This is a genomic window from Granulicella sp. L60 (assembly GCF_009765825.1).
In the GTDB taxonomy this organism is placed as follows: Bacteria; Acidobacteriota; Terriglobia; order Terriglobales; family Acidobacteriaceae; genus Edaphobacter.
Window position 1 is genome coordinate 36,803 of the sequence record NZ_LMUR01000010.1, and the last position, 14,522, is coordinate 51,324.

Below are 14,522 nucleotides of genomic sequence, written 5' to 3' on the forward strand. Positions count from 1 at the left end.
CCATTATTCCTTCCACTTGATATTGCATCCGATACTCATTCGCTGATTCGGATCCGGCCTCTTGCCCGCAATCACCGTATCCATCGCAGCCCGCAGATCCTTACCTGTAACAGGAATGTCATTCCCCGCATCGCCTCGCCGCGGTCTGCTGTCGTCGAGTTGCCCACGATACACGAGTGTCATCTCTGCATCAAAAAGAAAGAAGTCCGGCGTACAAGCCGCGTCATACGCTCGCGCCACCTCCTGCGTCTCATCGAGCAGGTAAGGGAAGCGGAAGCCCAATCTCTCCGCCTGCTTCTTCATCTCTTCCGGACCATCCTGCGGATACGCTTCAACATCGTTCGAAGAGATTGCCGCGATCGCGATGCGTCCTTCATAATCCCGGCCGATTCGCGCCAACTCCTCCTCCACATGCTTCACATACGGGCAATGCACGCAGATGAACATCACCAACAGGCCATGTCGCCCCTTCGGCGAGGTGCCACCGCCCGTCATCTTATTCTCAGCGTCCGAACTTGCATCGTCCCAGGTCGCGGCAAAGACATCGTCGCGCCCCACAGCTCGCCCGCTCACTACATCCACCAGCTCAAACGCCGGGGCCGTGCTCCCCAGCGCTACCATCGTCGACTGCGTCCTGGACATCGGCACTCTCCACTTCCCCTCCGATCATAGCCAACTCCGGCGCTGCGCTCTACCGTAGTTTGAAAAACTTCTCCTGCCCGCGAATTCCATATCCTGCACACCGACGGTTACACTTAGCCCAGCCAAATGAATCTCTACGCAATTGTTCTCCTTGTCATCGTCCTCACCCTTTTGACCGTCTCTCTGGCCCGCTTGGGCAAGGTGAAGACCAAGGCCGACTATCTGGTGGCCGGGCGCAGCCTGCCTGCCTTCGTTCTCATCTTTACACTGCTGTCATCGTGGATCGGCTCCGGCTCTCTTCTGGGTGGAGCGGAAAACGCCTACAAACACGGCTTCGCGGCACTGTGGCAGGGAGGCGGCGGATGGGCCGGCCTGCTCCTGATCTACTTCATCGCGCCCCGCGCCCGAAAGTTCGCCCAGTTCACAATCCCCGACCTCCTGGAGGCCCGCTACAACCAGACGGCGCGTCTACTCGGCGTCATCGCCATCCTGTTTACCTACACCGCTGTCGTGAGCTACCAGTTCGTGGGTGGCGGCGACATCCTTCATCTCATCTTTCCCACCGTCATCACCGCCGACCTCGGCAAATACATCATCGCTGCCTTCGTCATCGTCTTTACGGCCATCGCCGGCATGGCGTCGGTTGCCTATATGGACGTCGCCATCGGCCTGCTCGCTACCTTCACTATGCTGATCGCGTTGCCCATCCTCGCGCACCACGCCGGGGGCTGGTCTGCCATCCGCACTGCGCTTCCTGCCAGCCACTTCCAGGTTCTTGGCGACTTCAGCTTCGTACAGGCGCTCGAGCTGTTCCTCCCCACCTGCCTGCTGCTGCTCGGCAATCAGTCCATGTATCAAAAGTTTTTCTCAGCCAAGTCCGAGAAGGACGCCACGCGCGCCGTCGTCGGCTGGATCATCGGCACCGTCATCCTCGAGACCGTAATCGTCGCCATCGCCGTCGTCGGCTCCGTACTCTTTCCCACCGGCGAGGTTCACGAGCGGCCACGCGAGATCCTCGCCTACGTCGGCCTCCACGGATTCAACGGCTCAGCCGCGCTCCAACTGCTCGGCGCCCTTCTAATGGGAGCCATCTTCGCAAAGATCATCTCGACGGCGAACAACTGGCTCTTCTCGCCCGCGACCAACCTCGTCAACGATATCTACATCCGCTATATCTCTCCTGAAGCCTCAAACAAAAAGATCCTCGCCATCAGCCGTCTTATGGTCGTACTCCTCGGCGTCTGGGCGCTCTATCAGTCCCAGCACATCGACTCGGTCCTGAAAAAATCGCTCTACGCCTACACCATCTACTCCGCCGCGCTCACCCCGGTCATCCTTGCGGCCTTCTTCTGGAAGCGTGTCACCGCCGCCGCCGCCGTCACCAGCATCGCCGCCGGCACCGTCATTACCATCTTCTGGGATACGCCCTTCATCCACCACAACGTACCCGCGGTTGTCAGCGACCGCGATGCCATCTTCCCGGCCCTCATCGCCTCTGTCCTCAGTCTTGCGATCGTCAGCCTCTTTACCACTCCTCCCACCCCAAGCCAGCTCAAACCCTTCTCCGAAGCGTGAAACCCGCACCATCCGGGCAGATCGCGTCGGTAATCGCAATCAGTCTCATCTATTTCATCCACCGTACGACTCGTGGGCAAGCTTCGCGCTTCGCCTTACACTGGCAGAAGGCTTACCCCTAAATTCAGAAAATCCAATTTTCACACTTACCTTTTTGAATTTGCTGCATCCTATTCCAGTACACATTTTCGACAGGAGAATCTTCATGGCACTCGAGACCGCAACTATCGACTTCAACGCACCCTTCCTCAATCTAGGTCCGGAGTCGATTGCCGCCTTCGACAGCTCCCTCATCGCTCCCGCGCTCCACTCCACTGCCGATCTCCTCGCCGCCCCCAAAAAGCCGCTCGACGATGACGACGAGTTTGAAGATGAAGACGAGGACGAAGAAGACGACGATGATGATGTCGAGGATGACGACCTTGAAGACGACGACGAAGAGGTCGAAGACGAAGATGACGAGGAGTACGAGGACGACGACGAAGAAGAGGAAGATGACGACGACGATGATGATGACGACGAAGAGGACGAAGATGAGGATGAAGATGACGACACACTTCGAGTCGGCCGCCGCCGCTAACCTTCAGTAGCACAATCTCGTTTCACTTCCTGTAAGACGATCACTGCCTGCCGCAACCGATGCGGCGGGCAGTGATCGTCTAGGCCGTAATTAAAAGCGCGCTGCACTCCTCCTTCCGCGCGAAAAGATACAGACTAATACCCCGCCGAAGAGACCACATTCTCCAGCGGCTTGCCGTCAAGAAACCGTTGCACTTGCTCTGCGCCAAACCGGAACGCCCGATGAATAAACTCCGGCGTGGACCCTCCAATGTGCGGCGTGATCATGCAGTTGGGCGCCGACCAAAGCGGATGTCCCGCAGGCAGCGGCTCCGGATCAGTAACATCCAGCGCAGCCCGCAATCGACCCTGTTGCAGCGCCTCCACCAGCGCATCGGTATCGACCACCGGCCCCCGCGCCGCGTTCACCAGCAGCGCCCCCGGCTTCATCAATCCGATCTCCGCCGCTCCAATCAACCCCCGCGTCTCCTCCGTCAACGGGACGATCGCCACCACCACGTCCGCCTCCGGAAGCAGCCGATGCAGTTCGCTGATCGACGCCACCTTCGGCTCCTCACGAGCGGTCCTCGCAATCCTCAAGACCTTCACTCCAAACGGCACCAGCCGAGCCTCAATCGCCGCTCCAATTGATCCGTACCCAACGATCAGAACCGTCTTCCCCGCCAGATCCTCACCCAGCACCTGGTATTGCCCAACCTGCGGCCCGCCCACATCCAGAAATCCGTTCGTAACCGAAGACTGCCCCTTCCACTGCTGCTGCAACTGCATATCCCGATAGTGCGGAAGCCGCTTCATCATCGCCAGAATCGCCGTCAACACCCACTCCGACGCCGAGATGTCATGGATGCCGCGCCCATCGCACAACACCACATCCTTCGGCACCCAGGGGATAATCCAGTCCACCCCGGCCATCATCGACTGGATCACCTTCACGCCGCGCAGATGTCCAAACGCCTCCTGCGCCTCTTTCCTCGCAAACGGAAGAACCCAGAAATCGACATCGACGGTGCCCGTAGGCTGCCGCGGTATGCGCACAATCTCCGCCTCGCGCGGAAATCCCACCAACAACTCTTCAGCAAGTTTTTCATCGACGCCAACACGAACCATCTCCTGAGTGTGCACGAAATCCCTCGCAAAAAGAAAGCTGCACCCTTCGAATAACATCCGGATACATTCAGATTCGCGCTCTCCACCGCCCTTGCCCATCTCTGCATGAGCAGCACATCGGCAGACAGCGTATTTTTATAAGTAAGATTGACTTTCGTTTCAACAGCCATCGCAATCGGAGTTCTTCTTCAACGCAGTACACGGACAGGGTCAGGTACAAATGAGAGTTTGGCAGGCAGCAGTTATTGTTTTCGTCACGGGAAGTGTCGCGTTGTTGACCTCTACCGCCTCCGCATCCAATTCATCCGCTCCAACGCCCGTAACCATCGACTCGGGCTGGCAGTTGCAGGACGCCGCCAAGGTATCGCAGTCCGGAGCCGAGATCGCCGCGCCGAACTTCAAGCCGCAAAACTGGTACTCCGCGACCGTCCCCGGCACCGTCCTCACGACCCTCGTAAACAATCACGTCTACCCCGAACCGCTCTACGGCGAGAACAATCGCCCCGACAAAATTCCCGAGAGTCTGGCCCACGCCTCGTACTGGTATCGCACCGTCTTCTCCGTTCCAAAGTCCTACGCCGGCAAACACATCTGGCTGAACCTCGAAGGCGTCAACTTCTCGTCGGAAGTCTGGCTCAACGGAAAGCAGATCGGCACCACCAGGGGTGCGTTCAAGCGAGGAATCTTCGACGTCTCGCCGCTGGTAAAGCCCGGCAAGAAATCCGTTCTCGCAATCGAAGTCTCCCCGCAGCCTCATCCCGGCGATCCCCACGAACACACTATCCGCGACGGAGTAGGCAAGAACGGCGGCATCACCGCCATCGACGGCCCAACATTTCTGTCCACCATCGGTTGGGACTGGATCCCAGCCATCCGCGATCGCGACACCGGCATCTGGCAGAAGGTCTTCCTCTCCGCCACCGGCCCCGTGGTCGTCAAAGACCCTCTCGTCACCACCGATCTCCCACTCCCCAGCCTCGATTCAACAGACGTAGGCATTCAAACGAAGTTGGAAAACGTAACCGACGTCGCCCAAAAGGGCCTGCTCAAAGGAACCTTCGGCGACGTATCTTTCCAGCAAGCAGTAGAGGTCGCCCCGCACAGCTCACAGATCGTCTCGCTCAACCCAACCACCACGCCGGCGCTCCACGTACAGCATCCGAAGCTCTGGTGGCCCAACGGCTATGGCCCGCAGAATCTCTACAACCTGCACCTCAGCTTCGACGTTGACGGCAAGACCTCCGACAGCCACGACATAAGCTTCGGCGTGCGCAAGATAGCCTACAGCGTGCCCGACTCCCCCAACCTGACCATCTCCGTCAACGGCGTGCCCATCTTCATCCGCGGCGGAAACTGGGGTCTCGATGAGGCGATGAAGCGCAACCCCAGAGAGCGGCTGGAGGCGCAGATTCGCATGCACCAGATCGCGAATCTCAACATGATCCGCAACTGGGTAGGCCAGAGCACAAGCGAAGACTTCTACGAGCTCTGCGACAAGTACGGCATCCTCCTTTGGGACGAGTTCTTTCAACCCAACCCCAGCGACGGCCCCGACCCGGACGACATGGACACCTACATGGCCAACGTTCGAGACAAGATCCTCCGCTTCCGCAATCACCCTTCCATCGCCGTCTGGTGCGCCAGAAACGAGGGCTACCCTCCCAAGCAGATCGACGACGCCCTCCGCTCCCTCATGACAGAGCTCGAGCCCACTCGTCTCTATCAGGCCAACTCCGCCGACGGCCGTGGAGTCAACTCGCACGGCCCTTACCACTGGCGAACCCCTCGCGAGTTCTACGACTTCAACGAGTCGTTCAAGACTGAGATCGGCAGCATGTCAGTCCCCACCATCGAATCCGTCCAGGGAATGATGCCCGAGAAAGATTGGGAGACCATCAACGACGACTGGGCCGAACACGACTTCGCCAAAGGAGCCGCAAGCGGGGAGGCCTATCCCGGAATCATCGCGAGCCGCTACGGCAAAGTCGCAAACCTCGCCGACTTTGTGCGCAAGTCTCAGCTCGCAAACTACGAGGCCTTTCGAGCCATGTACGAAGGCCGCAACGCCAAACTCTTCCACCCCACCACCGGCATCATCACCTGGATGAGCAATCCTGCGCAGCCCAGCTTCGTCTGGCAGATCTACCACCACGACCTCGAACCGAACTCCGCTCTCTTCGCCGTCAAAAGCGCCGCCGAACCCGTACACATCCAGCTCAACGAGAGCAACGGAGAGATTCAGGTCATCAACAATCTGCCCTCTGCCCTGGAGAGCGCCCACGCCCACATCGCCATCTACAACCTCGACGGAGCTGTGCAGTATGAGCACAGCTTCGATGTATCTGCCCCAGCCAGCAGCGCGACCAGCCTCGGCAGCGTCGCCTGGCCCTCCACGCTCTCCAGTGTCCACTTCGTCAAACTGGAGCTGCACGACGCCTCCGGAAAGACCATCTCAGACAACTTCTACTGGCGCGCCCTGCCGGAGCATCAGGACGATCTGACCGCGCTCGACAGCCTCCCCACCGCAACGCTCGACGCCAAGGTCGTGCGCCACGACGCCGACGGCAAGTGTCTGCTCTCCGTTACGCTGCACAACCCCGGCAAGCAGATCGCTCTCATGGCGCATCTGCAACTGCGCCGCAAACGCTCCGGCGAACGCGTGCTGCCCGTGTACTACAGCGGCAACTACGTCTCGCTCGTGCCCGACGAGAGCACCACCATCACCATAGAGGCTGCCTCGTCCGACCTCAAAGGCGACACGCCGCTCGTCGTCGTTGACGGATGGAACATCGGCCTCGCCACATCGTCCCTCTCCGACGGCACCATCGCGATCAACACGAACTCACAGGTAGATCACTGGCCCGTGACAGGCCTGCCCATGATCTCCGACAGCAGCGAGCATCCAGCGAAGTAGCCAACCGTTACAAACCCCATGGCAGTGACCTCTAGCTCAGGTCACTGCCATCGTTTTGCAATCTTTACTTCCAGACTGTTGATCTTATTCGCGACCTGAAAGATACTTCTAGTTCGACAGCCTGCCTCGATCTCTTCGCGTCCAAATCTGACAGCGAGAGTGACGTAGCTCTGCGAAGGGAAGATATGCCACCAAGCCGTTGGAAGAGTTGGAAGACAGTCGCCACCACCGCCGCTGTTCTACTGTTCACCATCCCAGCCAGCCGCGTCAGCGATGGACAAACACCCGATAAAAACACGACGCCCAAGCCTCACGCCGACGGCAAAGGCGCATTCACAACTTCGAGACCGGAAAAAACGACAACGGCGTCCTCGCCTACGTCACCGACTGGGCCAATCACGATGTCCGCACCGAGGGCATGTCCTACGGAATGATGATCGCCGTCCAGATGGATCGCAAAGCCGAGTTCGACGCGCTCTGGAACTGGGCGAAGACCTACATGTACATCTCCGATCCAAAGCATCCTTCGTTCGGCTTCTTCTCCTGGTCCTGCAAGACCAACGGCGAGCCAAACGAAGAGACTCCCGCTCCCGACGGCGAAGAGTACTTCGTCATGTCCCTCTACTTCGCCTCCGCCCGATGGGGCGACGGCAGCGGCATCTACAACTACCACGCGCAGGCGGACGAGCTTCTCCACGCCATGCGTCACCGCCAGCAGATCGTTGGACCCACAAAGTTCGGCGAGCGCGACGTCGCAGCAGAGGTCGACGAGCCGCACCGCATGATCCGCTTCGTCCCCGGAGCGCCACGCCGCGACTTCACCGACCCGTCCTATCATCTGCCCGCCTTCTACGAGCTGTGGGCGCGATGGTGTCCAGCCGATGACCGCACCTTCTGGGCCGAGGCCGCACAGGCCAGTCGCAGATTTTTCCTCGCCACCACCGACCCGAAGACCGGACTAGCCCCCGCCTACGCGAACTTCGACGGCACCCCGCACGCCACTCGCTTCCCCCAATCCAGCATCTTCGGCTTCGACGCGTGGCGCACAGCCAGCAACTGGTCCGTGGACTGGTCGTGGTGGCACGCAGACCTCGAAGAACCCATCCTCAGCGATCGCATCCAGACCTTCTTCACCTCGCAAGGGCCCGACTACGGCGAAGTATTCACGTTAGACGGCAAGCCGACCAGCGACCATCACGCACCCGGCCTCGTCGCTGCCAATGCGGTCGCCAGCCTCGCAGCCACGGACAAGCAACAGGCCCGCCAGTTCACCGAAGCACTGTGGCAACTGCCGATTCCCTCCGGCCACGGCCGCTACTACGACGGTATGCTCTACATGCTAAGCATGCTGCACGTCAGCGGAGAATTTCGCATCTGGACCCCGCGCCAATAAAAAAATCCACCACGCACCCTACAGATTAAACAACTCCCGCAACCGCTTCGTCTGCGCCCTGCTCACTGGAATCTCCGTCTTCTGCGCGTCGTCCATACGAAGCTGATAGCTCGACTTGAACCACGGCACCACCTCGCGAATGTGTTGAATATTAACCAGGTACGAGCGATGTGCCCGCCAGAACGTCTCCGGATCGAGCTGGTCCATCAGCTCCTCCAGCGTCCTGCAGTTCGAGTGCCCCTCCACCGTCCGGGTCACCACGCTAATCGTTCCCTCTTCAATCGAAGCAAAACAAATCTCGCGCTGATCGACCAGCAGCAGCCTGCTCTGCGCCCTTACGATCACCTTGCCCGAGTGGGTCTTCGGCGCCTGCGCCTGCTCCTCCACCAGACGCAGCAGAGCATCCAGCTTAGCCCCCGTATCCAGCGTAAGACTCGCAGCCGACTCCACCGGAGCCGCCATTCGCGCCCGCGCCTTTTCAATCGTCTGCATCACCCGCTTCCGATCGAACGGCTTCAGCAGATAATCGACCGCGTTCACCTCGAAGGCGCGCACGGCATACTGGTTGAACGCCGTCGCAAACACCACCTGCGGCATCGGCACCTTGCGGTCCAGCAGCTTCTTCAGCACGCCAAACCCATCCAGGCCCGGCATCTGCACATCCAGAAACACCAGGTCAGGCTTGTGCGCTTTTATCAGTTCAACGGCTTCGATTCCATTCGTTCCCTGCGCCAGAACCTCAACCCCACCCGCGCCATCCAGCAGATACTGCAGCTCCTGCCGGGCCAGAGGTTCATCATCGATGATGAGAGCAGTCAGTGACATGTGCAACTAGTCACTATATACGCGCAGGCGAGCCGGCGCATGGTCCTCGGCAAGATCGTGCCCACACTGCGTGCAGTACACATCCGTAATCTGCACGCCGCGAAAGCATCGCCCGCACACCGGCGCCATCTGGAACTGGCACTGCGGACAAAAGTGAACGCCCGACGTAATCTCCGTGCTGCAGTGCGGACAAGGCATCAACATCGGTTGCCGCAGCAGGAAATAAACCACCGCGCCAATTCCACCCGGCATCACCACCACAATCAGCATCCACAGTCCCGCCGGCATCCTGCGCCTGCGAACATCCCGGCTCACATACCCAACCAGCAGCACGTAGCTGGCAAACGCCGTGCCCCACGAGTAGCCCATCAGCAACCGCATTGGCAGCAGCTCATGCTTATGGTGCGGCAGCACGCCGTGAAAGAGATACTGCACCGCGGCAAACACGATGATCGCAAGCACCACCGACCACGTCGGAATCATGCTCAGCTGATCCTCAGCTCCCGGCAGGTTATCCTGCGACCGATCTAGTCCCTGCTCTCCGTATCTGGCCATTAAACAGCTTCTCCATTCGAACGCTTACGGGCTCGGCGAAACAATACCAAAGCTAACAAGGCCATGGATACAGGAAAAAACCAGAGGAACAGAACAAGAAACTGATTACTCGCGTCCGGCACCCCGGTCGGAGTCACTTCATACTGGTCCAGCACACTCCACACCGCGGTGCAAAAAATAACCATCAAAGCAGAGCACACCGCCATTGGAATCCACAGGCTGCGAAACCGGCTGCGTCTCGCCGCCATCGTCTTCGCCCGCTCCCGCACCACCCGATGCGTACGGTTCACCACCGAACCCCGGACCTGCACACCCATTCTTGTCGCTCCCGCAGGCGGTTCGACAGACGTGTGTGCGCTCTGCGGCAAATCTTTGAAGTCGTCGGTCACCCTTCCACCTCCCCGAGTGAACGAGGCGCACGAAGCTGCACCATCTCGGGCTTCAAAGCCGCCAATCCGCGATACAGCCTCGACTTCACCGTAGACAGAGGCGCACGCGTCACCGTGGCAATCTCCTCCAGCGAGAGCTCCTCATAAAAACGGAGAACCAGCACCTCGCGATACGTAGGCTCCAACTTCAACAACACTTCGCCCACCTCGGCACAGTCCTCACGCGACTGAAATTGCTCCAGCGGCGACGGTCCATCGATCGCAATCTCGAACGGGCGTTCGTCTTCCCCACCCTCGCTCATCTCGTCCAGGCTCGCCATCGTGCGCTTCCGCGACAGGTCGATCACCAAATTGCGCGCAATCGTAAACAGCCACGTATCAAACCGAGCCTTGCCGTTGTACTGCGACCCACGCAGCAGCACACGCATCCAGGTCTCCTGGAACAGATCCTCCGCTACCTCGCGCTTCCCGGTAAGAAACAGTAGATACCGCAGCAGGCGGTGTTGATACAGCTCGATCAACTCATCCAGCAGCTCGGGATTCTGCCTCTTCAGGCCATGGGCAATCGCTGCATTTTCGCTCTGCGCCTGATCGGCAGCCGCGGAGCGTAGCGAGATGGAAGCAGCCAGCACACCACTAGAGACGCTCTCTCCTTCTGGGAAGACTCGCTTTTTGCCAGGATGAGCCATAAAAAAGAAATTTTCCTCGAACGCCAGCGGCAGCCCTCGCCGCATTCCACTCCATCCATTCTAAAGCCTGACCCCCATCCATGGCCCGAAAGCAGCCAAGGAGCGGTAAACTTGAGAGATGGAAGTTCTGTACGGTCTCCACCCGGTCGAGGAGGCCATCCGCTCCGGTTCGCGCCAGCTCGACCACGTCAGCGTAGCGCGCGAACGCCGCGACGAGCGCCTCGAGCAGCTCATCAACCTCTGTCGCACCGCCGGCATCCGCGTCTCCATCGAACCCCGCGACCAGCTCACCCGGCTCGCCCGCACCGACGCGCACCAGGGCGTCCTCGCCGTCATCCGCGAGCGTAAGTTCCTCGGTGTAGAAGATCTCCTCGCCCCAAATGCTAACCAGCAGCATCGCTTCTTCCTCGCCCTCGACGGCGTTGAAGACCCCCACAACCTCGGAGCCCTGCTGCGGACCGCCGACGGCGCCGGTGTCGACGGCGTCATCATCCCCGAACGCCGCTCCGCCCCCGTCACCGCCACCGTCGCCAAAACCTCCGCCGGCGCATCCGAGCACGTCCGCATCGCCCGCGTCACCAACCTCGTCCGCGCCCTCGAACAGATGAAGCAGAAGAACGTCTGGGTCCTCGGCCTCGACGAGCGCGGCTCACCCGACTACACCGACTTCGACTTCAAGACCGACTGCGTTCTCGTCCTCGGACGCGAGGGCGCCGGCCTCCACGATCTCGTCAAAAAAACCTGCGACCATCTCCTGCGCATCCCCATGGCCGGTCAGCTCTCCTCGCTCAACGTCTCCGTCGCAGGCGCAGTCGTCATGTATGAAGCCATGCGCCAGAGGCGTCAGTCAGCGGCTCCCGTCGCAGCGCCAAAGCCGGTCAAGGCACGTAAGGGATTGGGATCTTGAAGAGTATCTCCGTAGTATCTGCACGATGCAGCCTCCTCACGCTGCTTGCCATTCTGATCACAACCTCCGCCGCCTCAGGCCAGGAAGCCCAGCCGCCCACCCCTGACCCCACCACGCCCCACGGCACCATCCTCTTCAAGCGCGATCAGGACTCCCAGCCAGCCGAAAAGCCAGCCGCGAAGCCCTCCGCGAAATCTCAAAAGCCCTCAGCCGGGTCCTTCCCCAGCGACGTCACCGACGCCGAACGAGCCTCGCTCGTCTTCACCACCTATGACCTCAACGTCCACCTCACCCCCGCAGCCTCGCAACTCGCCGTCCACGCCGCATTCACCGTGCAGAACTCCGGCAAGCTCCCCCTCAAGCGCCTTGCCCTGCAACTCTCCTCCTCGCTCCAGTGGGAGAGCATCGCGCTCGAGACTGCAGGCAAAGTCACCCCGCTCAGCTTCACGCAACATCCCGTAGACACCGACGCAGACCACACCGGCAGTGCCACCGAAGCCGTCATCGCGCTGCCCCAGCCGTTAGCCCCCGGCGCAACCGCAGAGCTCACCGCCTTCTACTCCGGCAAGATCGAACAGTCCGGCGAGCGCCTCGTCCGCATCGGAGCACCACCCGAGCAGGCCAGTAACGCCGACTGGGACCGCATCGCCCCCGACCGCACCGCCCTCCGCGGATTCGGCAACGTCCTCTGGTACCCCACCGCCTCTGCACCCGTCTTCCTCGGCGACGGCGCCAAGCTCTTCGAGAGCGTCGGCCAAACTCGGCTGCAACAGTCCGCCGCCTCCATCCACCTCCGCCTCTCGGTCGAGTACGTAGGCGACGCCCCCGACGCAGCCTTCTTCTGCGGACGCCGCGAACAACTCACCGCCGTCAACGAAAACACCGACCTGCCCGTCTCCAGCTCCCCCGGCGTAGCCACCGCAGACTTCGCCGCCCGTCCCCTCGGCTTCCGCACCCCCAGCCTCTTCGTTACCGACCGCGCCGGCACCGTCACCGCAGACGACCTCATCTCCGCCGTCACCGAACACCCCGACACCCTTCCCAACTACGACGCAGCCGCAGAAAAAGTCCGTCCCCTCCTCACCGACTGGCTCGGCACCGGCCCCCTGGACATGCTCTACCTCCTCGACCAACCCGGCCAGCCCTTCGAGGACGACACCCTGCTCGTCGCCCCCATGCACGCCGCCGATCCCGCCGCGTTAGCCCCGTCGCTCGTCCACTCCCTCAGCCACGCATGGTTCCACTCCTCGCACGTCTGGCTGGACGAGGGCGTAGCCCAGTTTATGTCCCTCCTATGGATCGAGCAGGGCGACGGTCGCGAGATCGCCATCCGCCAGCTCGAACAGGGAGCCAACACCCTCGCCCTCGCCGAACCCGTCCTCACCCGCGACACCCTCCCCGACGACGAAGGCCAAAGCCTCATCCACGCCCACGACGAGGTCTACTACCGCACCAAGGCGACCGCCGTCCTCTGGATGCTCCGCGCCATCGTCGGCGAAGACGCCCTCAAACACGCCCTCCAGACCTATCGCAAAGACAAGAACGACGCCGACCCCAAGCAGTTTCAACACGTCCTCGAAACCACCTCCAAGAGGGAACTGGGCTGGTTCTTCGACGACTGGGTCTACCGTGACCGCGGCCTTCCCGACCTCAGCATCGCCAGTGTCACTCCACGCATCCTCGAAAGAAAAGACAAGAGCGCCGTCAGCTGGCTCGTCGCCGTAGAAGTCCGCAACGACGGCGACGCCGTAGCCGAAGTCCCCGTCACCGTGCGCTCCGGCACCCTCACCTCAACCCAGCGCCTGCGCATCCCCGGCCGCTCCAGCGCCTCCACCCGCATGGTCTTCGAGGGCACCCCCGAAGAAGTCGTCGTCAACGACGGCGGCGTCCCGGAGATGACCTCCTCCACCCACACCAAGGAACTCATCATCAAATAAAAAGTCGTTCAGAGTAGACATGCGCCTAAACGCCAATGGGCACGAATAGCAGCCAGTTCACCCTGACCGCAATCCGCACCCATCGAGTAATTCACTTACGAGATCAATAAATCGTCTAGTGAATCGTCGAAGCCACAACCACCGACGCAATAACTCCCGTCGCAGCCGCAGCCAGAACATAGTTGCCGTCCACCGAACGCCACTCGTATCCACGCGGCGGCGCGTTCAGATGGTACTGGTGATAATCAACCGCCTGACCGCGATTCCAGTCATCATGGTTGATCTTCGCTCCTTTTTTCCACTCATCGTGGCGAACGTAATGGCTGTCATGCCCGTCGTCATGATGATCTTGGGCAATGGCGAATCCGCCACTCACGCTAAGGGTTGCTGCAAGGGCCGAGAGAGCTAAAACTTTTCTTATCCGTGTCATGTGTGCTCCTGACTAACTTAGATTCCGCAACCGGAGGCCCTGTTGTTCGGCGACCGTCGATTGTCCAGCCCAAACATCAAAGCCCGCAGATAACTGCCTCAGATGCAACACGATCCGTCGCGGGAAAGAGTCAAGATATAGCTCCTGCCGGACGCGCCTCCCGCACATAGTGCTTTTCCCTTCGCAGCACGCAGACCATTCGGAACACAACTCCCATCGATCCCTTAATTTCTGTGCCGACCAACGGGAGGACCACGCGAAGCGGTATACCCAACGAAGTGGCGAAGCGGTATACCCCGCGAAGTGGCGAAGTGGTTTGCCACTACACCCTTCGCTGTCTTAAGCTCTAGGGGAGCGTCGAATCCCTATCGTGTCCTTTCTGTCTAACCCGTCTCCTCGTTGGTCCGCAGCGTTCTTCTCCCGGTGTCTCCTCGGATCGTTCGCCCTCTCGTCCCTCCTGCTCTGCGCCAAAACTCAGGCCCAGACCGGCACCCCACAAGACGCCCAGACCAGCTCCCAGTCCGGCTCGTCATCGTCATCCTCCAGCTCATCCTCGAGCAGCAGCACTCCCGACACCCCC

General features: G+C 60.5%; 13 protein-coding genes. 6 read left to right on the top strand and 7 right to left on the bottom strand.

The features are described from left to right. Nucleotides 1–3 precede the first annotated feature (3 nt). Nucleotides 4–642 carry a thioredoxin family protein gene (locus tag GSQ82_RS03525; protein WP_158790649.1) on the bottom strand — a complete coding sequence of 213 codons (639 nt, stop codon included), beginning with the start codon at nt 640–642 and terminating at the stop codon, nt 4–6. Nucleotides 643–768: 126 nt separating this feature from the next. Here GSQ82_RS03525 and GSQ82_RS03530 point away from each other — a divergent pair, with 126 nt between their 5' ends. Then, nucleotides 769–2,217: a sodium:solute symporter gene (locus GSQ82_RS03530; RefSeq protein WP_158790650.1), complete on the top strand. Its 1,449-nt coding sequence runs from the start codon at nt 769–771 to the stop codon at nt 2,215–2,217. Nucleotides 2,218–2,422: 205 nt separating this feature from the next. Next, nucleotides 2,423–2,797 (top strand): hypothetical protein, encoded by a 375-nt coding sequence (locus GSQ82_RS24495; RefSeq protein WP_174243033.1) that lies wholly within the window; start codon nt 2,423–2,425, stop codon nt 2,795–2,797. A gap of 134 nt (nt 2,798–2,931) precedes the next feature. Here the strand turns inward: GSQ82_RS24495 and GSQ82_RS03540 are convergent, their stop codons facing one another. Further along, nucleotides 2,932–3,918, bottom strand: a complete 987-nt coding sequence (locus tag GSQ82_RS03540; RefSeq protein WP_254061393.1) for a 2-hydroxyacid dehydrogenase — start codon at nt 3,916–3,918, stop codon at nt 2,932–2,934. 256 nt (nt 3,919–4,174) lie between these two features. Here GSQ82_RS03540 and GSQ82_RS03545 point away from each other — a divergent pair, with 256 nt between their 5' ends. Together GSQ82_RS03545 and GSQ82_RS03550 are read left to right on the top strand one after the other, a co-directional pair. Next, nucleotides 4,175–6,817: a sugar-binding domain-containing protein gene (locus GSQ82_RS03545; protein WP_254061394.1), complete on the top strand. Its 2,643-nt coding sequence runs from the start codon at nt 4,175–4,177 to the stop codon at nt 6,815–6,817. Nucleotides 6,818–7,148: 331 nt separating this feature from the next. Continuing rightward, complete coding sequence (locus GSQ82_RS03550) at nt 7,149–8,210, top strand: glycosyl hydrolase family 8 (protein WP_256370053.1); 1,062 nt, start codon at nt 7,149–7,151, stop codon at nt 8,208–8,210. Nucleotides 8,211–8,228: 18 nt separating this feature from the next. On the opposite strand, the gene GSQ82_RS03555 is transcribed toward GSQ82_RS03550, so the two are convergent. The 4 genes from GSQ82_RS03555 to GSQ82_RS03570 are packed head-to-tail and all read right to left on the bottom strand — an operon-like array spanning nt 8,229 to nt 10,668. Beyond that, entirely contained in the window at nt 8,229–9,035 is an 807-nt protein-coding gene (locus tag GSQ82_RS03555; RefSeq protein ID WP_158790653.1) for a LytTR family DNA-binding domain-containing protein, read from the bottom strand. Between the two features lie 6 nt (nt 9,036–9,041). Beyond that, nucleotides 9,042–9,590, bottom strand: a complete 549-nt coding sequence (locus GSQ82_RS03560; RefSeq protein WP_158790654.1) for a zinc ribbon domain-containing protein — start codon at nt 9,588–9,590, stop codon at nt 9,042–9,044. After that, nucleotides 9,590–9,979, bottom strand: coding sequence for a hypothetical protein (locus GSQ82_RS03565; protein WP_216847009.1), 390 nt, complete (start codon nt 9,977–9,979; stop codon nt 9,590–9,592). The genes GSQ82_RS03560 and GSQ82_RS03565 overlap by 1 nt, the downstream gene beginning before the upstream one ends. Next, nucleotides 9,976–10,668 carry an RNA polymerase sigma factor gene (locus GSQ82_RS03570; RefSeq protein WP_371417160.1) on the bottom strand — a complete coding sequence of 231 codons (693 nt, stop codon included), beginning with the start codon at nt 10,666–10,668 and terminating at the stop codon, nt 9,976–9,978. The genes GSQ82_RS03565 and GSQ82_RS03570 overlap by 4 nt, the downstream gene beginning before the upstream one ends. Nucleotides 10,669–10,786: 118 nt before the next feature. Between GSQ82_RS03570 and rlmB the strand changes: the two genes are divergently transcribed. Both rlmB and GSQ82_RS03580 read left to right on the top strand, forming a co-directional pair. Further along, the gene (rlmB, locus tag GSQ82_RS03575; protein WP_158790655.1) at nt 10,787–11,575 is read left to right on the top strand and encodes a 23S rRNA (guanosine(2251)-2'-O)-methyltransferase RlmB; all 789 of its coding nucleotides are present in this window, start codon (nt 10,787–10,789) and stop codon (nt 11,573–11,575) included. Continuing rightward, nucleotides 11,572–13,512, top strand: coding sequence for a M1 family aminopeptidase (locus tag GSQ82_RS03580; protein WP_158790656.1), 1,941 nt, complete (start codon nt 11,572–11,574; stop codon nt 13,510–13,512). Before rlmB ends, GSQ82_RS03580 begins: the two co-directional genes overlap by 4 nt. A 115-nt stretch (nt 13,513–13,627) precedes the next feature. Here GSQ82_RS03580 and GSQ82_RS03585 read toward each other — a convergent pair whose 3' ends face one another. Beyond that, nucleotides 13,628–13,942: an RcnB family protein gene (locus tag GSQ82_RS03585; protein ID WP_158790657.1), complete on the bottom strand. Its 315-nt coding sequence runs from the start codon at nt 13,940–13,942 to the stop codon at nt 13,628–13,630. Between the last annotated feature and the right edge of the window lie 580 nt (nt 13,943–14,522).

Coding starts and splice junctions, on each gene's coding strand:
- GSQ82_RS24495 (WP_174243033.1), top strand. CDS start 2,423: ATGGCACTCGAGACCGCAACTATCGACTTCAACGCACCCTTCCTCAAT.
- GSQ82_RS03555 (WP_158790653.1), bottom strand. CDS start 9,035: ATGTCACTGACTGCTCTCATCATCGATGATGAACCTCTGGCCCGGCAG.
- GSQ82_RS03585 (WP_158790657.1), bottom strand. CDS start 13,942: ATGACACGGATAAGAAAAGTTTTAGCTCTCTCGGCCCTTGCAGCAACC.
- GSQ82_RS03530 (WP_158790650.1), top strand. CDS start 769: ATGAATCTCTACGCAATTGTTCTCCTTGTCATCGTCCTCACCCTTTTG.
- rlmB (WP_158790655.1), top strand. CDS start 10,787: ATGGAAGTTCTGTACGGTCTCCACCCGGTCGAGGAGGCCATCCGCTCC.
- GSQ82_RS03560 (WP_158790654.1), bottom strand. CDS start 9,590: ATGGCCAGATACGGAGAGCAGGGACTAGATCGGTCGCAGGATAACCTG.
- GSQ82_RS03570 (WP_371417160.1), bottom strand. CDS start 10,668: ATGGCTCATCCTGGCAAAAAGCGAGTCTTCCCAGAAGGAGAGAGCGTC.
- GSQ82_RS03525 (WP_158790649.1), bottom strand. CDS start 642: ATGTCCAGGACGCAGTCGACGATGGTAGCGCTGGGGAGCACGGCCCCG.